The sequence below is a fragment of the Duganella alba genome, assembly GCF_009674495.1.
Classification (GTDB): Bacteria; Pseudomonadota; Gammaproteobacteria; order Burkholderiales; family Burkholderiaceae_D; genus Rugamonas; species Rugamonas alba.
Genome location: NZ_WKJN01000003.1, coordinates 17,039 through 36,090 on the forward strand (window position 1 = coordinate 17,039; position 19,052 = coordinate 36,090).

At 64.1% G+C, this 19,052-nt stretch carries 9 protein-coding genes; 4 read left to right on the forward strand and 5 right to left on the reverse strand.

Translation table 11 applies throughout. The features are described 5' to 3' along the window. Positions 1–182 precede the first annotated feature (182 nt). Together GJ695_RS03415 and GJ695_RS03420 are read left to right on the forward strand one after the other, a co-directional pair. The gene (locus GJ695_RS03415) at positions 183–2,819 is read left to right on the forward strand and encodes a TonB-dependent receptor (RefSeq protein ID WP_154362213.1); all 2,637 of its coding nucleotides are present in this window, start codon (positions 183–185) and stop codon (positions 2,817–2,819) included. A 283-nt stretch (positions 2,820–3,102) separates the two neighbouring features. Beyond that, positions 3,103–5,721 carry a TonB-dependent receptor gene (locus tag GJ695_RS03420; RefSeq protein ID WP_154362214.1) on the forward strand — a complete coding sequence of 873 codons (2,619 nt, stop codon included), beginning with the start codon at positions 3,103–3,105 and terminating at the stop codon, positions 5,719–5,721. A 148-nt stretch (positions 5,722–5,869) separates the two neighbouring features. Here the strand turns inward: GJ695_RS03420 and tldD are convergent, their stop codons facing one another. From tldD to GJ695_RS03435, 3 genes are read right to left on the reverse strand one after another with little or no spacing between them, the layout of a single operon-like run. Further along, positions 5,870–7,330, reverse strand: a complete 1,461-nt coding sequence (gene tldD / locus GJ695_RS03425; protein WP_154362215.1) for a metalloprotease TldD — start codon at positions 7,328–7,330, stop codon at positions 5,870–5,872. 42 nt (positions 7,331–7,372) lie between these two features. Then, positions 7,373–8,173: a carbon-nitrogen hydrolase family protein gene (locus GJ695_RS03430; RefSeq protein ID WP_154362216.1), complete on the reverse strand. Its 801-nt coding sequence runs from the start codon at positions 8,171–8,173 to the stop codon at positions 7,373–7,375. Positions 8,174–8,175: 2 nt separating this feature from the next. Further along, positions 8,176–12,372 (reverse strand): YhdP family protein, encoded by a 4,197-nt coding sequence (locus tag GJ695_RS03435; RefSeq protein WP_154362217.1) that lies wholly within the window; start codon positions 12,370–12,372, stop codon positions 8,176–8,178. Between the two features lie 78 nt (positions 12,373–12,450). On the opposite strand from GJ695_RS03435, the gene glnE reads away from it, so the two are divergent. Further along, entirely contained in the window at positions 12,451–15,201 is a 2,751-nt protein-coding gene (glnE, locus tag GJ695_RS03440; protein ID WP_154362218.1) for a bifunctional [glutamate--ammonia ligase]-adenylyl-L-tyrosine phosphorylase/[glutamate--ammonia-ligase] adenylyltransferase, read from the forward strand. 100 nt (positions 15,202–15,301) lie between these two features. Beyond that, the gene (locus GJ695_RS03445) at positions 15,302–15,754 is read left to right on the forward strand and encodes a cache domain-containing protein (RefSeq protein WP_154362219.1); all 453 of its coding nucleotides are present in this window, start codon (positions 15,302–15,304) and stop codon (positions 15,752–15,754) included. A 163-nt stretch (positions 15,755–15,917) separates the two neighbouring features. Here the strand turns inward: GJ695_RS03445 and gap are convergent, their stop codons facing one another. Continuing rightward, positions 15,918–16,928, reverse strand: a complete 1,011-nt coding sequence (gene gap, locus GJ695_RS03450) for a type I glyceraldehyde-3-phosphate dehydrogenase (protein ID WP_154360871.1) — start codon at positions 16,926–16,928, stop codon at positions 15,918–15,920. 48 nt (positions 16,929–16,976) lie between these two features. Beyond that, positions 16,977–18,971, reverse strand: coding sequence for a transketolase (gene tkt / locus GJ695_RS03455; protein ID WP_154362220.1), 1,995 nt, complete (start codon positions 18,969–18,971; stop codon positions 16,977–16,979). Positions 18,972–19,052: the final 81 nt, after the last annotated feature.

Genomic DNA, 19,052 nt, shown 5'->3' on the forward strand with positions numbered 1-19,052 from the left:
TAAAGTAGAAGTGGGTCATGTCAGTCCGTATGTGTTGGACGACTATAACAACAACTTCGGGCGCTTGGCAAGCAGTTTATCGCGCACACCTGATGCAGATCAGATTTCCCTTCCTTGAACGCCGCAAGACTGGGCTTGCTGCGCATGCACATCGCACTGCGGCCATTCAAGGGAGAAACACGATGACCAAACGCTTTATCACGCACGTCGCCACGGCGTTGCTGGCGGCCAACGCGGCCGCGCAAACGCCCGATCAGGACACCACCGAGCCTATCCAGCGGGTGGAGATTACCGGCAGCCTGATCCGCCGGATCGCCAGCGAAACCTCGCTGCCATTGACCTCGATCCGCGCCGAAGACTTCGCCCGCCAGGGACTGACCACCGCCCAGCAGGTGCTCAACAGCATACCGATGAACCAGACCTCGGTGTCCAGCGCGCAGTCGGTCGGGCTGGGCACCGGCGGCCAGTCGCAGGCCGACCTGCGCGGCCTGGGCGGCCAGCGCACGCTGGTGCTGCTCAACGGCCGCCGCATCGCCTCGCATCCCATCCTCGGCGACAGCGTCGACCTCAACGTGATTCCGCTGTCGGCGCTGGACCGGGTCGAAGTGCTGCGCGACGGCGCCTCGGCCGTGTACGGCAGCGACGCCATCGGCGGCGTCATCAACTTCATCACCAAGCGCCAGGTGACAGGTGGCGAGGTGACGGTGGAAGCCTACCAGCCGCAGGAGGAAGGCGGCGGCAGCGAGCGCCGGCTCAACCTCAGCGGCGGCTTCGGCGACCTCGCCACCGACCGCTTCAACGTGTTCGGCGTGATCGACGTGCACCGCCAGCTGGCGCTGCCGGCCACCGCGCGGCCGTTCTCGGCCACCGGCGTGATTCCCAGCCGCGGTGTCAGCCAGACCAGCGGCACGCCCTTCCCCGCCAACTTCTTTTCCGACAACGGCATCAGCGGCAATCCCGCCTTCGCCAGCGGCTGCCTGCCGCCGGCCTCGATTCCCAACACCAGCGGCTCCCCCACCTGCCGCTACGACTACACGCGCGAGGTCGACGACATTCCCTACACCAAGCAGGAATCGTATCTGGGCCGCGCCTCGTACAAGCTGGGCCAGGACCACACGCTGGCGCTGGAACTGCTGCACGCGCGCAGCACCAACACGGCGCGGGTGGCGCCGCCGCCGCTGGCCGGCATCGGCCTGATCATGCACGGCGACAGCCCCTACTATCCGGGCGGCAGCGCCGGCGTGCCGGCGGTCGACGGCCTGACCGGCGAGGATCTCGACGTCAGCTGGCGGCCGCTGGTCACCGGCCGCCGCACCGACTACTCCACCAGCACCGCCGACCGGCTGGTGCTCAGCGCCGAAGGCACGCTGGCCGGCTGGGACTACAGCGCCGGCCTGAACCACTCGATCAGCCAGGCCGCCAGCGCCTTTGCCGGCGGCTATGTGATCGACCAGCGCATGATCGACGGCGTCGGCAGCGGCCTGCTGAATCCCTTCGGCGACCAGAGCGCGGCCGGCCTGGCCTACCTGCAGGACTCGCTGCTGATCGGCGAATACCTGCGCGCGCGCATGCGCGCCACCGCGCTTGACGTGCGCGCCAGCCGCGACGTGTACCAGCTGTCCGGCGGCGCGCTCGGCTTCGCGCTCGGCGCCGAGGCGCGCAAGGAGCGCGCGCTGTACAGCATCAACCGCGCGCTGGCCTCGCAGGCCTCCAGCTCGGGCTATGCCGACGCCCAGGACCAGTCCGGCGACCGCCGCATCTACGCGCTGTTCGCCGAACTCAACGCGCCGCTGATCAAGAACCTGGAACTGAACGGCGCCGCCCGCTTCGACCATTACAGCGACGTCGGCCGCAGCTTCACGCCGAAGATCAGCGCGCGCTACCAGCCGGTCACGCCGCTGCTGCTGCGCGCCTCGTGGAACCGCGGCTTCCGCGCGCCGACGCTGTTCGACCTGCACGGTCCGCAGACGGTGACCAACTCGTCCGATCCGTGGAACGATCCGGTGCTGTGCCCCGGCGGCGTGCCGGTGGCCGGCGCCAATCCCAACCTGGCCTGCGACCAGCAGCAGAACATCCGCCAGGGCGGCAATCCGAATGTGCGGCCGGAACGCTCCAAGACCTACAGCGCCGGCGTGGTGTTCGAACCGGTGCGCGACCTGTCGCTGTCGCTCGACTACTGGAACATCCGCCTGCGCGACCAGATCAACGCGCTGGCCGAACAGACCGTGTTCAACGACTACGCCAAGTACCAGAGCCTGTTCCACTACAACGCCGCCGGCACCCGCCTTGACGACGTCTCGCTGATCACCGACAACCTCGGCGAGGTCAAGACCAGCGGCATCGACACCAGCCTGCTGTGGCGCCTGCCGAAAGGCCGCTACGGCACGCTGGCCCTGCAGATCGACGGCACCTGGGTGCGCAACTACGATTACCAGAACGAGCGCGGCGGCGCCTTCACGGAAAACGTCGGCCGCTACGCCGACGCCTCGCCGGTATTCCGCTGGCGTCACAACGCCACGCTGACGTGGCAGCAGGGAGCATGGGGCGCGTCGCTGACCAACCGCTACATGTCCGGCTACACCGACCAGAACGCGGTGGACCCGGAGTTCTTCAACCAGGTCAAGTCGTACTCGACCTGGTCGCTGTCCGGCAACTACAGCGGCATCCGCCATGTCGACCTGACGCTGGGCGTGCGCAACCTGTTCGATGAAGATCCGCCCTTCACCAACCAGAGCACCACCTTCCAGCAGGGTTACGATCCGCGCTACACCGATCCGCTGGGCCGCACGTGGTACGCGCGCCTCACCTACAAGTTCTGAACAAAACTTTACACCCCGTCAGTCAACGTTAAGTTCCTAGTGCATGTAAGCAGATGTAACCGGACGCTGTGGCACCAATCCGCGCCGCGGCGCCCGGTTGGTCGCCACAGGCAAAAAAGCCTCTTAACAGGTGTGACGCTTTGCGCTGTGTCGCATCGCAGCAAAATTGTTCAAGCGTCATTGTTCCGCCCCCCTGCCGATGGTTTGATGGCCTTTGCTCACAAAGCAAACCACCCATTCCCATATCAATGCAGGAGTTAAAACAATGATGATTGAAAGAGCGATGTCCCGGACTTTGCGCGCGCTGTTTGCCGGCGGCCTGGCGGTCGGCATGCATGCCGCCGTGGCGCAAACCGACGACGCCCCGATCCAGCGCGTGGAAGTGACCGGTTCCAGCATCAAGCGCCTGGCCACGGAAACGGCGCTGCCGATCACCACCATCAAGGCCTCCGACTTCGAGAAGCAAGGCCTGACCACCGCCGCCGAGGTGATGAACACCCTGTCGATGAACCAGAGCGTGACCGGCAGCAGCCAGTCGGTCGGCTCGGGCACCGGCGGCATCGCCACCGCCGACCTGCGCGGCCTGGGCAGCAACAAGACGCTGGTGCTGCTGAACGGCCGCCGCCTGGCCAACCACCCGTTCAACGGCTCCTCGGTCGACCTGAACATCATTCCGCTGTCGGCGCTGGAACGCGTCGAAGTGCTGCGCGACGGCGCCTCGGCCATCTACGGCACCGACGCCATCGGCGGCGTGATCAACTTCATCACCAAGCGCTCGGTGACCGGCGCCAACGTCAGCGTCGAGCGCTACCAGCCGCAGGCCAGCGGCGCCGGCGCCGAATCGCGCCTCAACCTGTCGGGCGGCTACGGCGACCTCGACAAGGACGGCTGGAACGTCTTCGGCGTGGTCGACTTCCACAAGCAGACCGCACTGGACGCGGTGGACCGCGACTTCTCCAGCACCAGCGTGCGCGCCGACAAGGGCATCAACAACAGCAGCGGCACTTCGCAGCCGGGCAACTTCTATTCGGCCAACGGCATCACCGGCAACCCGTACTACGCCAGCGGCTGCGTCGGCAAGGGCCTGATCAAGAACGCCAACGGCACCTGCCGTACCGACACCATCGCCTACATCCAGGACATTCCAAAGACGCAGCAGGAATCCTTCCTCGGCAAGGCCACCTTCAAACTCAGCGAAGACAACGTCGCGACGATTGAATACCTGCACAGCCGCTCGACCAACCAGAGCAGCATCGCACCGTCGCCGCTGACCGGCATCACCATGACCTCGGCCAGCCCGTACTATCCGGGCGGTAGCGCCGGCGTACCGGCCGTGGCCGGCCTGACCGGTGAAGACCTGACCATCAACTGGCGTACCGTGGCCGCCGGCAACCGCATGGGCTACGACACCTCGATCTCCGACCGCCTGGTGCTGGCGTCCGAAGGCCTGGTGGGCGGCTGGGACTACAACGTCGGCCTGACCTACGGCGTCAACAAGGCGGCCAGCGCCTTCATCGGCGGCTACACCAACGACTCGCTGATGAAAGCCGGCGTGCTGGACGGCACGCTGAATCCGTTCGGCGAACAGTCGGCGGCCGGCACCGCCTACATCGACGCGGCGCAGTTGCGCGGCGAATACCTGGCGGCCAAGATGACCAGCATCGGCGTCGATGGCAAGATCAGCCGCGAGATCTACCAGCTGCCGGCCGGCGGCGTGGGCTTCGCGATCGGCAGCGAGTTCCGCCACGACAAGGCGAGCTACGACGTCAACACCGCGCTGGCCTCGCAGGCATCGAGCTCCGGCTATGCCGACGCGCAGGACCAGGCCGGCCAGCGCAACATCGCCGCGCTGTATTCGGAAATCAGCGTGCCGCTGACCAAGACCCTGGAACTGTCGGGCGCCGCCCGTTACGACCACTACAACGACGTCGGCGGCAGCTTCAATCCGAAGGTCGGCCTGCGCTGGGAAGCCAGCAAGGAAGTGCTGTTCCGCACCTCGTACAACACCGGCTTCCGCGCGCCGACGCTGTACGACCTGCACGGCCCGGCCACCTCGACCTTCACCAGCAATTCGTATGACGATCCGGTGCTGTGCCCTGGCGGCGTGGCGGCCACCGGCGCCAACCCGAACGTGGCGTGTAACCAGCAGCAGTACATCCGCAGCGGCGGCAACGCCAACCTGAAACCGGAGAAATCCAAGACCTTCGCGCTGGGCGTGGTGTTCGAGCCGTTCAGCGCGGTCAGCGTGTCGTTCGACTACTTCAACATCAAGATCAAGGATTCGATCGGCACCGTGTCCGAATCGACCATCTTCGACAACTATGAGAAGTACAAGAGCTACTTCGTGTACTCGGCCGATGGCAAGACGCTGCAGTACGTGAATGCGGTGCTGGACAATCTGGGCGAGGTGAAAACGTCGGGCATCGACACCAGCCTGCGCTGGAAACTGCCGCGCACGTCGTATGGCGACTTCGGCTTCCAGTTCGACGGCACCTGGGTGCACAGCTACAAGTACCAGAACGAGACCGGTGGCGAGTTCGTGGAGAATGTCGGCGTGTATGGCGACAACGCGCCGGTGTTCCGCTGGAAGCACAATGCGACCATCAGCTGGAAGAAGGGTCCGTGGGGCGCCAGCTTCTCGAACAAGTATCTGAGCGGGTATGTGGATGAGAATGATGTGGCGGATGCGTACTACCACAAGGTGCGCGCGTACTCGACGTATTCGCTGTCGACCAGCTACACGGGCTTCAAGAATACCGATCTGACGGTCGGTATCAAGAACCTGTTCGACAGCGCGCCGCCGTACACCAACCAGGGCACGACGTTCCAGAGCGGTTACGACCCACGCTTTACCGACCCGCTGGGCCGGACCTTCTACGTGAAAGCGTCGTACAAGTTCTGATGGGGGAAGCGGGGCTGACGTGGCTTTGACTGCGCGCGGCACCCGCGCAACCCGCACATCGCTGCGGCCAGGGGCCGGCCCATGGGCCGGCGGGGCGTAGCCCCTATCCCTGACCGTGGGTCAGACCCTTTCGTCCGGGGTGAAAAATTTAAGCGGTGCCGCCGACCGTCACCCCGTCAATGCGCAGTGTCGGCTGACCTACCCCCACCGGCACGCTCTGACCTTCCTTGCCGCACACGCCCACGCCCGGATCCAGCTTCATGTCATTGCCGATCATCGACACACGGTTCAGCACTTCCGGACCATTGCCGATCAGGGTCGCGCCTTTTACCGGATAGGTGATCTTGCCGTTCTCAATCATGTACGCTTCACTGGCCGAGAACACGAACTTGCCGTTGGTGATATCAACCTGGCCGCCGCCGAAGTTCACCGCATACAGCCCGTTTTTCACCGACGCCAGAATCTCGCCCGGATCCTTGTCACCACCCAGCATATAGGTGTTGGTCATGCGCGGCATCGGCAGGTGCGCGAACGATTCGCGGCGTGCGTTGCCGGTCACCGGCATCTTCATCAGGCGCGCGTTCATGGTGTCCTGGATATAGCCTTTCAGGATACCGTCTTCGATCAGCGTGGTGCACTGGGTCGGGTTGCCTTCGTCGTCGATGTTCAGCGAACCGCGGCGATCCGCCAACGTGCCGTCATCCACCACGGTGACACCCTTGGCCGCCACGCGCTCGCCGATGCGGCCCGAGAAGGTCGACGAACCCTTGCGGTTGAAGTCGCCCTCCAGACCGTGACCGATCGCTTCGTGCAGCAGGATGCCCGGCCAGCCTGGGCCCAGCACCACGGTCATCGGACCGGCCGGCGCCGGACGCGCGTCCAGGTTCACCAGCGCCGACTTGACCGCGTCGTCCGCATACTGCTCCAGCAATGCATCGCTGAAGTAGCCGTAGTCATAACGACCGCCGCCGCCCGACGAGCCGACTTCGCGGCGGCCGTTCTGTTCGACGATCACCGTCAGCGACACGCGCACCAGCGGACGGATATCGGCCGCCAGCACGCCATCGCTGCGCACCACCAGCACCACGTCGTATTCGCCGGCCAGGCTGGCCATCACCTGCACCACGCGCGGGTCTTTGGCGCGCGCCATTTTCTCGATGCGCTCCAGCAGCTTGACCTTGGCGGTCGCGTCCAGCGACACCAGCGGATCATGCGGCAGGTACAGCGCGCGGCCGCCCACATGGTTCATCGCACCGGCCACCTTGATCTTGCCGGAACCGGCGCGGGCGATGGTGCGGGTGGCGGCGGCGGCATCCAGCAGCGCTGCCTCGGAGATTTCATCCGAATACGAAAACGCGGTCTTGTCGCCCGACACGGCGCGCACGCCGACGCCCTGGTCGATCGAGAAACTGCCGGTCTTGACGATGCCTTCTTCCAGGCTCCAGCCTTCGTTTTTGGTAAATTGGAAATACAAGTCGGCGTAGTCGACTTTGTGGGTGAACATCGCGCCCAGGGTCTTGAGCAGCTTGCCTTCATCCAGCCCGAACGGCGTCAGCAGGATATCGCGCGCCACGGCCAGGGTGGACAGGTTGGGTTCAAATGGCTTCATGGTGATGCTTTCTGTGAGGTGTTACCGGCATTGTAGTGGATATCACATGGTCCGGTGTTTCAGCGCCGGCAGGCTGTCGCGCACGCCTTCCATATAGGTCAGGTCGACTTCGCCCTGCACCACGCCCTCGCCTTCGGCCAGCACTGACTTGACCGTGCCCCATGGGTCGATCAGCATGCTGTGGCCCCAGGTGCGGCGGCCGTTCGGATGGATGCCGCCTTGCGCCGCCGCCAGCACATAGCACTGGTTTTCGATGGCGCGCGCGCGCAGCAGGATTTCCCAGTGCGCCATGCCGGTGGTGTAGGTAAAGGCGGCCGGCACCACGATCAGCGACACCGGTCCCATGGCGCGGAACAGTTCCGGGAAGCGCAGGTCGTAGCACACCGACATGCCGACCTTGCCGAACGGCGATTCGAACACGCCGACATTGGTGCCCGGCACGATGGTCTTCGATTCATTGTACGACTCGGTGCCTTTGGTGAAACCGAACAGGTGGATCTTGTCATAGCGGCTGACGTGCTCGCCCTGCGGGTTGTACACCAGCGTGGTGTTGATGACTTTGTCTGCGTCGTCGGACGCCAGCGGCAAGGTGCCGCCGATCAGCCAGATGCCGAGTTCGCGCGCCAGGCCGGCCATGAAGTCCTGGATCGGACCGCTGCCGAGCGGCTCGGCCACCTTGACCTTGTCGCTGTCCTGCAAGCCCATGATGGCCCAGTATTCCGGCAGCAGCACCAGCTGCGCGCCGCCCCTGGCGGCCTGGGTCACCAGCCGGCGCGCGGTGACGATGTTTTCCGCCACCGATGGCGAGGAAATCATTTGTATGGCGGCAACGGTATTGTTCATGGCTATCCTTTCGGCGGGGCGGTCTGTTCTAGTTTAGCGGCATCCAGCTTGGTGACAACCGGCGCCTTCCACGGGCCGCTCACCTGCATATGGTAGGTCAGCGCCTTCATCACCGGCGCGCTGAGGAATAATTGGGCCAGGAAGCTGCCGAGGCCGATCACCGGATTGACGGCCAGCGCATACACCAGCGGCGCCGTGCCGAGGTTGACCTCGGGAATCACCACCACGTGCAGATTGGTGGTTTCGTTGGCGATATCGGCCACGCCGTCCATCAACACAGTTGCGGCCACGCCGTGCATTTTCAAGTTGTCGGTCTTGACGATGCCATGGTTGATGCTGGCGTTGGCGGTGATGCCGTCGAACGCCAGCCCTTCCGAGAAGACGTCGTGGAAATCGAGCTTGAGCAGGCGTGGCAGGGCTTGCAGGCTCAGCACGCCGAGCAGCTTGGCGGCGCCCGGGTCCTGCTTGAGGAACTGGCCCTTCTCGACATTCAGCGCGATCTGGCCGGACAGGCTCGGCAGGTCCATCGAGTACGGCAGGCCTTTCCAGGCGATGTCGCCCTTCAGCGAACCCTTGCCGCCCTTCAGCGTGTCGGCATAGCCGAAGCGCTCCAGCAGCTTGCCGGCGTCGATGATGCCGAGGTTGAAGTTGAGCGTGGTGTCATGCACGCCGCCCTTGGTGACCCACTTGCCGGTGCCGTTCAGCTCGCCGTCGGCGTTGACCAGCGACAGCTTGTTGACGCGCCACTCGCGGGCGTTGGCCAGCGCGGCGTTGTTGGCCTGCAGTTCCAGCCGGCCCAGCGGTTTGTTGAACAGTTCGAAGCGCTCGACCACCACGTCCAGCGCCGGAATGGTGGCGGCCGCGCTCTTGTCGTCCAGCAGCGCCTGCACGTCGCTCGACGCCGACTCCGGGATCACCAGCGACGACAGGCGCGCGGTCACCTTGCCGAGGCCGGCGCCGGTCGACGGCTCGGCCCAGGTCAGGTAGCCGTTGGCCTGTGTCGAATCGATGCTGGTCTGCCAGCTGCCTTTCTGGTGGGTGACGCCGACCACGACGTTTTCCAGCTTGCGGCCGCCGATCACCAGTTCGCTGGTGCGCGCGGCGATGGCGTCCGGCACCACGTATTGCGTGAAGTCGGTGCTGTCGGCTGCTGCCGCTGCTGCTGGTGTAGCGGCATCGCCCTTGCCGGCCACGGCGTCGGCGAAGTCCAGCCAGTTGTCGACATTCAGCTCGCGCATATTGATGTTGAAGGCCATGCCGCTGTCCGGCTCGGGCGCCGGCGTGTTGACGCCAATGCCGCCGCGCACCAGCTTCCAGTGCTGCTTGTTCTGCTTCTGGCGCTGGTAGCGCGCCGCGATACCGCTGCCCAGGTTGATGCGGATGTCGTCATGCAGCAGGCCGCCCGCGTCCGGGTTCAGGCCGCTGGTCAGCAGAAAGCGCACCGGCATGCTGTCGGTGGCGGTTTTGTTGACCGGCGCCGGCAGGTCCAGCGCCAGCCCGGTCAGGCTGGAATCGACCGCCACGATCACCTGGTGGTCGCGCGCCGTGACGGTGCCGCTGTAGCGCGTGCCGCCGGCGAAGCGGTCGGCCAGGCGCTGCATGGCCGGCATCGGGAAGGCCTGGCGGAAGCCGTCGGCCGTCATCAGCCCGCCGAGCTTGACGACGATGGCGTTGTCCTTCTGCGTGCCGCCGGTGATCGACACCGGGCCGCCGAGGAACACGCCGGACAGCTGATTCAGGTTGACGCCGCGCTCGTTGAATTCGATCTTGCCCTGCGACGATTGCACCACCGGCAAATCGTTCATCAGCACGATGTCGTTGTTGGCCAGCTGCACCGTGCCCTGCACCTTGGTATCGATCGCGTGCGCCAGCGGAATGCGCAGGCTCAAGGCCAGCTTGGCGTTGCCGCTGGCCTGGGTTTCTTCGGTAAAGCGCGAGATCCAGTCCAGCACCGGGCTGATCGACACGTAGCGCAGGAATTCCTGCATCGGCGCGGCGGCGTTGCCGTCGATTTCCAGCATCGAATCATGCACGCTCAAGTCCGGGATCACCGCCTTGACGTTGCTCAGCGCGGCGCCGGCGGTGGTGGCGGTGTCGCCACGGATTTCCATGCGCGCGCCCTCGAACAGGAAGCTGCCCTTGATGTGCTCGGCCTGCGGCCACAGCGGCAGCGGCTTGCCGTCCCTGCCCAGCTCCTTGCCGTCGTGCAGATAGTAGCCCGGCTCGTAATTCAGCCTGGCTTCGGTCAGCTTGCCGCCGACGCGGAATTCGCCGCGCGCCTTGTCGGCCGCGCCGTCGCCCTTGAATGGGAAATGCGCCAGGTCGCCGCGCAGGCGGATCGTCACATCGGTGGCGACGCCGCCTTCCAGCGCGCCGGTCAGCCAATGGGTGATTTCGTTCGGCGTCTGCATCGGCAGGTAGCGGCCGATGCGGTTCAGCTGGAAGCCGGTCAGCGTGCCGCTGAGGTCGGCCTTGCCGGGGCCCTTGCCGGCCAGCGGGATCAGGTGCGAGCCTTGCAGCGTGCCGCTCATGCCCTCCTGTTCGAAATCCATGGCGTCGATCTGGAACAGCAACTGGTTGTCCGCTTCAAACGACCAGCGCGCCTTCAGGTTCAAGTGATCGAAAGGCATCGACGCTTCGGCGAAATAGTCCGGCATCTGCAGCACCAGTTGCTGCGAATTCAGGCTGAACTTGCCGCCCTGTTCGGTGGCGTCGATCGAACCGCTGAGGTTGTCGAAACCCGGCAGCGCCGGCATGCCGGCGATGGCCGGCGTTTTGGCGGTCTTGGGCTGGGCCAGGCGCGGCGGCTGCGGCTTCAGGCCCAGTCCGACCAGGTCACCCTTGATGCGGTAGGTCTGCAAGGCCGGGAAGACGCCCTGCCATTCGGCGGAGAAGTTTTGCAGCAGGCCGCGCGGCGCGAAGCCCGCCACCACTTTGTGCTGGTGTTCGGTCAGCGGCAGGCGTTCGGCCAGACCGGCCAGGGTTTGCAGGTCCAGCTGCGGCGCGTGCACTTCAACCTTGTCGGGCTTGGCGCCGGCGGCGGCGATGAATTTTTCCGACAGCGAGGTCGGCGCCATCACCAGGCCGTCGCGCGTGGTCAGGGTCAGCTGGCTCAGTTCCAGGCTGTGGCCCAGCGCGCCGAAGCGCGGCGTCACCGCGCCCTTGCGCGCCAGCGGAGGACGGATGTCTTCGTGGACGGCGATGCGGCCGCCCAGCTGCTGCAGGTCCAGCAGCGGCAGATCCTTGCCGAGCACGGCGGTGACGTCGCTCAGGCCGACATCGGCCGTGACGCCGGTCAGGCGCGACTGGTCGACGCCGACCCAGGCGCGCAGCGAGCCGTGGCCCTTGCTCAGTTCAAACGGATAATCGACCCAGGTCTTCCAGGCCAGCAGGTCGGTGTTGCGGATGTCGGCGTAGAGCTCGCCCTTCCACATGGAGAAGTTGGAGACGCGCGCGCCGAACGCCGGATGGGTGAAGTCGGCGCGCAGGTCGAGCGGCTGCGCCAGCGCCGCCGGCGGCGTCGCCCGCAGCGACACCTGGTGGTGCAGCCACTGGTTGCGCAGCACAAACTGGAAGTTGTCCAGCGCCAGCGGCGGCGCCGCGCGCTGGCGGTCGGTCCACTGCACCCGGCCTTCGCGGATGACGATTTCGCGCTGGATCAGCAGCCAGTCCAGGCCCTTGCCGTCGCTCGGCTTGCCCGGATCGATGAAAATGCCGGCCACGTACAGCTTGCCATCGGTGTCGCGCAGCACGGACAGGTCCGGCCGGGTCAGTTCCAGCGCATGGAAACGCACGTCCAGCGCCACCATCGACCACCACGACAAGGTGGCCGACACGCTCGGCAGCGTCAGCGCCGCGCGGCCCTGCTGGTCGTGCAGCACCACGTCGCCCAGGAACAGATTGGGACGGAAGCCGTTCCACGACGCGTACACGCGCGAAATGGTGACCTGGTTGCCGACCGCGCGGCTGGCCGCACGCTCGATATCGCCCTTGTAGTGGTCGATATTCGGCAGCACCACATAGCGCAGCGTCAGGAACAGGATGGTGAAGGCAAAATACAACAGCAGCGCCAGCTTCAAGGTGAAGCCCAGCACGTGATGGGTGGCCAGATTGCAGATCCGGTAGGCGGTACGAAGCCGATGCCAGCGCGCTGCCAATGGGCCTTCGCCTGTCACGGTCTCCTCTTCTGGTTTTTGCATTAATACGCTAATAAATCAGGCCATGCGTGAAATAAATCGCTAAACTCGGTTTTCGTAGCAATTCTACCTTATCCCTCTATGACTCTACCGTCCGTCTCCCCTGTTTCGCCGTTAGTTTCCCGCTTTTATCAACGCTGGCTGGCAGCCGCGCCCGAGCGCGCCGCCAAGGTTGATGAACTGGCGCAATTATCGCTTGCCCAGATCGATCTGGCGGATTATTTACAGAAAGAAGCAATTGGCGGACTGCCGCTGGTGCGCGCCATGCGCCGCCTGCGCCACCTGCTGGTCTGTACGCTGATCCGCCTCGACCTCGAAGGCAAGGCCAACCTGGCCGAAGTGGTGGAAACCATGACCCGCTTTGCCGACTTCGCCATCCAGCAGCACATGGCCGAGCTGCATACGGAAATGGTGGCGGCGCACGGCCAGCCGATCGGCCGCGATTCCGGCCTGCCGCAGGAAATGATGGTGCTGGCCATGGGCAAGCAAGGCGGCGGCGAACTCAACGTTTCCTCCGACATCGACCTGATCTTCGTCTACCCGGAGGACGGCGACACCGCCGCCGGTCCGGCACAGCGCAGTCTGTCCAACCATGAATTCTTTATCCGCCTCGGCAAGAAACTGATCGCCGCCCTGGCGGAGATCACCGAAGATGGCTACACGTTCCGCGTCGATATGGCATTGCGTCCCAACGGCGGCTCGGGCCCGCTGGCCGCCAGCCTGGGCATGGTGGAGCAATACCTGATCGTCCAGGGCCGCGAGTGGGAGCGCTACGCCTGGGTCAAGGCGCGCGCCGTCACCGGGCGCGCCGAGGATATCGCCGCGCTGGATGCGATTGTGCGGCCCTTCGTGTTCCGCCGCTACCTGGACTTTGGCGTGATTGACGCCATCCGCAATATGCACGCGCAGATCCGCGCCGAAGTGAATCGCCAGGAGCGGCTGCATCCGGACCGCAGCAACAACGTCAAGCTGGGCCGTGGCGGCATCCGCGAAATCGAGTTCCTGGCGCAGGTGTTCCAGCTGATCCGCGGCGGCCGCGACGCCGCCCTGCGCGACCGCTCGACCCGCACCACGCTGCGCATCATTGCCGAAAAGGGCCTGTTAAGTCACGCCATCGTCTACCAACTGCTGGCTTCCTACACCTTTCTGCGCAACCTGGAACACCGCCTGCAATACCTCGACGACGCCCAGACCCACACGCTGCCGGCCAACGACGCCGACCGCCAGACCGTTGCCGAGATGATGGGACTGCCGGACGTGGCGACGCTGCTGCTGCAACTGGAAGCGCATCGCCAGTTCGTCGCCGGCCAGTTCGACGAAATGTTCTCGGACAAGACCGAAACCAGCGAAAACGACATCGAACTGCAATCGAGCAACGAATGCGCCGATCCCGACAACCGCGAAGCCATGGTGGCGCGCTTCACCGCCCTCGGCTTCGCAGCGCCGGAAGACGCCACCAAGCGCCTGATCGCCACCTGGCAGGCGCCGCGCCTGCAATCGCTGCCGGAAGCCAGCCGCAACCGCCTGCAGGGACTGATCAACACCGCGCTGCCGCTGATCATCCAGGCGGCCAGCGAATCGAGCGGCGGCAACCAGCTGGCCACGCTGGGCCGGCTGCTCGATTTCCTGGAAGCCATCGCGCGCCGTTCGGCCTATCTGTCGCTGCTGACCGAGTATCCGCACACCTTGGCGCGGGTGATCCGCATGGTGCACGCCAGCGGCTGGGCCGCGCAATTCCTCAGCCAGCACCCGATCCTGCTGGACGAGCTGCTGGACGACCGCGTGCGCAATGCCGTGTTCGATCCGGTGGCGCTGGCCGCCGACATCGACAAGCAACTGGCGGCCTGCCCCGGCGACACCGAGCGCCAGATGGACATCCTGCGCGAAATCCACCACGCCCAACTGTTCCACCTGCTGGCGCAGGACCTGGCCGGCGACCTGACGGTCGAAAAGCTGGCCGATTACCTGTCGGCGCTGGCCGACACCATTGTTGCCGCCACCATCAAGGCGGTATGGCAGACGGTGGCCACGCGCCACCGCGAGGTGCCGCTGTTTACCGTCATCGCCTACGGCAAGCTGGGCGGCAAGGAGCTCGGCTATGTGTCCGACCTCGACGTGATCTTCCTCTACGACGATGCGGACCAGGACGCGCCGGCCCAGTACGCCAAGCTGGCGCAGCGCTTTATTACCTGGATGACCTCGCATACCTCGGCCGGCATCCTGTTCGACATCGACACCGCGCTGCGCCCGGACGGCGCCAGCGGCATGCTGGTGTCGTCGGTGGCGTCGTTTGAAAAATACCAGAGCAACTCGGCCTGGGTCTGGGAGCACCAGGCGCTGACCCGCGCCCGCTACTGCGCCGGCGACGTCGCCATCGGCCAGCGGTTCGAGCAGATCCGCGAGGCGATGCTGCGCAAGGAACGCGCGGCCGACGGCCCGCTCAAGCAGGAGGTGCTGGCGATGCGCAAGCGCATGGTCGACGCCAAGCCCAACCTGAGCGCCCTGTTCGACCTGAAACAGGATCCAGGCGGCATGATCGATATCGAGTTCATCGTGCAATACCTGGTGCTGCAGCACGCCCACACCTACCCGCAGCTGACCGCCAATTTCGGCAACATTGCATTATTGAAAATGTGTGCGGAACTGGGGCTGATCGACGCCGGCCTGGCGGCCAGCGTGGCCGACGCCTACCGCCGATACCGCAAGCTGCAACACCAGCTGCGGTTGCAGGGACAGGATCTGGCGCGCATCGATCCGGCGCTGGTGGCCGAGCAGGCGATTCAGGTGCGGGCCTTGTGGGACAGTTTGTTTAATGAGGGCGTTGCCATTTAGCAACGTTGAGTATTCCTCCCTCCTTTAGCTGCGCTAATATGGATAGCCATAACCATAAAAGCGCAGCAGGCGCGCTGTCATTTAAAACAGGAGAACTCGCATGAAGGCATTATTTGCAGCAGCCGCTATCAGTCTTGCGCTGTGTGGGATTTCATCGGCGGCGGAAAAAGGCAGCCGGGAAGAAGCCGTGGCGATGGTGAAAAAAGCCGTGGCATTAGTAAAATCCGATGGCAAGGAAAAAGCCTTTGCCGCCATTTCCGATCCCACCAATACCACCTTCCACGACCGCGATTTATATATCTACGTCTATGACTTTAATGGCATCGCATTAGCCCACGGCAATAATCCTAAAATGGTGGGTAAATCTCTCATCACGCTGAAAGATAATGAAGGCAAGCTGATGATTAAAGAAATGATCGATGTCGCCAAAACCAAAGGCAGCGGCTGGGTCGATTTTAAATGGCCGAATCCCGTCACCAAGACGGTGGAAACCAAGGCCGGCTATGTCGAGAAAGTCGACGACTTCCTGATCGGTTCCGGCGCCTACAAGTAAGCCGCTCTTCTCCCTAGTAAAAGCCGGGCTGCGTCCCGGCTTTTTTACGTCTATGCCCCGCAAACAAGCCAGAAATTGGCATGAAAACACCAGTTTTTGGCTTGGAATGCATAAAAAAAAAGCCTCCCGGAAAACCGGGAGGCTTTACCGGAGATACTCCGGATTACTTCGCGTTCATCAGTGCGACGGTGGTATCCAGCATGCGGTTCGAGAAACCCCATTCATTATCGTACCACGACGATACTTTCACCAGACGGCCCGAAACTTTGGTCAGGGTCGAATCAAAATTCGACGATGCCGGATTATGGTTGAAGTCCACCGACACCAATGGCTCGGTTTGATAAGTCAGCACTTCTTTCAGCGCGCCTTCAGCAGCGGCTTTCATCAGCGCATTCACTTCGTCCACGGTGGTATCGCGTTTGGCGATAAACGACAGATCAACCAGCGAAACATTAATGGTCGGTACGCGAATCGCGAAACCATCCAGCTTGCCATTCAGTTCCGGCAATACCAGACCAACCGCGGCGGCGGCGCCGGTTTTAGTTGGAATCATGCTCATGGTGGCCGAACGGGCGCGGCGCAGGTCTTCGTGCATAACATCCGACAATACCTGGTCATTGGTATAAGCGTGCACGGTGGTCATCAGGCCGGTTTCAACGCCGATGGCGTCGTTCAGCGGCTTGACCAGCGGCGCCAGGCAGTTGGTGGTGCACGATGCGTTCGAGATCACGGTGTCCGACGCCTTCAGCACGTGCTGGTTGACGCCGTACACGATGGTGGCGTCGACATCCTTGCCGCCCGGGGCCGAAATGATGACTTTCTTGGCGCCGCCCTTCAGGTGGGCCGAAGCCTTTTCCTTGGTGGTGAAGAAGCCGGTGCACTCCAGCACCACATCCACGCCCAGGTCGCCCCATGGGATTTCGGCCGGGTTGCGCTGCGCGAACACGCGGATCACGTCGCCGTTCACGATCATGTTGTCGCCGTCGACGGTCACGGTGCCCGGGAACTTGCCGTGGGCGGTGTCGTAACGGGTCAGGTGGGCGTTCGACTTGGCGTCGCCCAGGTCGTTAATCGCAACGATCTGGATGTCCTGTTTTTTGCCGCCTTCGTAGAAAGCGCGCAGTACATTACGGCCGATACGGCCATAGCCATTGATTGCAACTTTGATCGTCATACTTTGCTCCTGATTAGAAATATAGTTAAGGCAACAAGCAATTATAGATTAAGCAATGACAGTTTTGACTTTCGCCACGACGTTTTCCACCGTGAAGCCGAAATGCTTGAACAGCACGCCTGCCGGAGCCGACTCACCGAAGGTATCGATGCCGACCACAGCGCCTTCGAGGCCGACGTACTTGTACCAGAAATCGGTCACGCCAGCTTCGATTGCCACACGTGGCACGCCTTTGGTCAATACGCCGGCCTTGTAGGCGGCGTCCTGACGGTCAAATACATCGGTCGACGGCATCGACACCACGCGCGCGGTGATGCCTTCGGCGGCCAGCGCCGAGGCGGCGGCCTGCGCCAGTTCGATTTCCGAACCGGTGGCGATCAGCGTCACTTTGGCGTCGGCCGCTTCGCGCAGCACGTAGCCGCCGCGGGCGATGTCGGCGATCTGCTCGGCCGAACGCTCCTGGTACGGCAGGTTCTGACGCGAGAAGATCAGCGTCGACGGACCGTCCTTGCGCTGGACCGCCGCGCCCCACGCCACCATCGATTCGGTGGTGTCGCATGGACGCCAGTTGTCCAGGTTCGGGATCAGGCGCAGCGACGAAACGTGCTCGACCGACTGGTGGGTCGGGCCGTCTTCGCCCAGGCCGATCGAATCGTGGGTGAACACGAAGATCGAACGCTGTTTCATCAGCGCGGCCATGCGCAGCGCGTTGCGGCTGTAGTCGGCGAAGGTCAGGAAGGTGGCGCCGAACGGGATGTAGCCGCCGTGCAGGGTGACGCCGTTCATGATCGCCGACATGCCGAACTCGCGCACACCGTAGTTGATGTGGTTGCCTGGCTGGCCGGAACGCACCGGGGTGATTTCCTTCCAGTTGGTCAGGTTCGAGCCGGTCAGGTCGGCCGAGCCGCCCAGGAATTCCGGCAGCACCGGCGCCAGCGCCTGGATGGCGTTCTGGCTGGCCTTGCGGGTGGCGATGTTTTCTTTCTTCTCGACCGTGGCGGCGATGCCGGCGGCCAGCGCGGCGTCGAACGAGCCGGGCAGTTCGCCAGCCATGCGGCGCGTCAATTCAGCGGCTTCCGCCGGGAACTTGGCGGTATATTCGGCGAACTTCGCGTTCCACTCGCCTTCCAGCTTGGCGCCGGCCGGTTTCGCGTCCCACGCGGTGTACAGGTCGGCAGGGATCTCGAACGGGGCCGGGGTCCAGCCGATGTACTCGCGGACCGCGGCGATTTCCTTGTCGCCCAGCGCGGCGCCGTGCACCTTGTCGCCACCTTGCAGGTTCGGCGAACCTTTGCCGATGATGGTCTTGCAGCAGATCAGGGTCGGCTTGGCCGAGGTTTTGGCGGCGGCGATGGCGGCCGACACGGCAGCCACGTCATGGCCGTCGACCGCGCGGATCACGTTCCAGCCGTAGGCTTCGAAACGCGCCGGGGTGTCATCGGTGAACCAGCCTTCGACCTTGCCGTCGATCGAGATGCCGTTGTCGTCGTACAGGGCGATCAGTTTTTTCAGGCCCAGGGTGCCGGCCAGCGCGCACGCCTCGTGCGAGATGCCTTCCATCAGGCAGCCGTCGCCGACGAAGGCGTAGGTGTAGTGGTCGACCACGTCCAGGCCCGGCTTGTTGAATTCGCTTGCCAGCAGCCATTCAGCCAGCGCCATGCCGACCGCGTTGGCGATGCCCTGGCCCAGCGGGCCGGTGGTGGTTTCCACGCCCGGGGTGTAGCCGACTTCCGGGTGGCCCGGGGTTTTCGAGTGCAACTGACGGAAATTCTTGATGTCGTCCATGGTGACGGCATAGCCGCTCAGGTGCAGCAGCGCGTAGTGCAGCATCGAACCATGGCCGTTCGACAGCAGGAACCGGTCGCGGTTCACCCATTTCGGGTTGGCCGGGTTGTGGCTGTAATGGCCACTCCACAGCGCAACGGCGATCTCGGCCATGCCCATCGGCATGCCTGGGTGGCCGGAATTGGCCTTCTGGACGGCGTCCATTGCCAGCGCGCGGATCGCGTTGGCCATTTGGGTGTGCGGGAGCGTAGAAGTCATCGTAGATATCACGGAAGTATGGAAACTGGGAGCAAGGGCGGCGAACCAGGGGGCTGCGAACTTGCTGAACCTCTTATTTTA

Coding starts and splice junctions, on each gene's coding strand:
- glnE (WP_154362218.1), top strand. CDS start 12,451: ATGACTCTACCGTCCGTCTCCCCTGTTTCGCCGTTAGTTTCCCGCTTT.
- tkt (WP_154362220.1), bottom strand. CDS start 18,971: ATGACTTCTACGCTCCCGCACACCCAAATGGCCAACGCGATCCGCGCG.
- GJ695_RS03430 (WP_154362216.1), bottom strand. CDS start 8,173: ATGAACAATACCGTTGCCGCCATACAAATGATTTCCTCGCCATCGGTG.
- GJ695_RS03445 (WP_154362219.1), top strand. CDS start 15,302: ATGAAGGCATTATTTGCAGCAGCCGCTATCAGTCTTGCGCTGTGTGGG.
- GJ695_RS03415 (WP_154362213.1), top strand. CDS start 183: ATGACCAAACGCTTTATCACGCACGTCGCCACGGCGTTGCTGGCGGCC.
- GJ695_RS03420 (WP_154362214.1), top strand. CDS start 3,103: ATGTCCCGGACTTTGCGCGCGCTGTTTGCCGGCGGCCTGGCGGTCGGC.
- GJ695_RS03435 (WP_154362217.1), bottom strand. CDS start 12,372: ATGCAAAAACCAGAAGAGGAGACCGTGACAGGCGAAGGCCCATTGGCA.
- tldD (WP_154362215.1), bottom strand. CDS start 7,330: ATGAAGCCATTTGAACCCAACCTGTCCACCCTGGCCGTGGCGCGCGAT.
- gap (WP_154360871.1), bottom strand. CDS start 16,928: ATGACGATCAAAGTTGCAATCAATGGCTATGGCCGTATCGGCCGTAAT.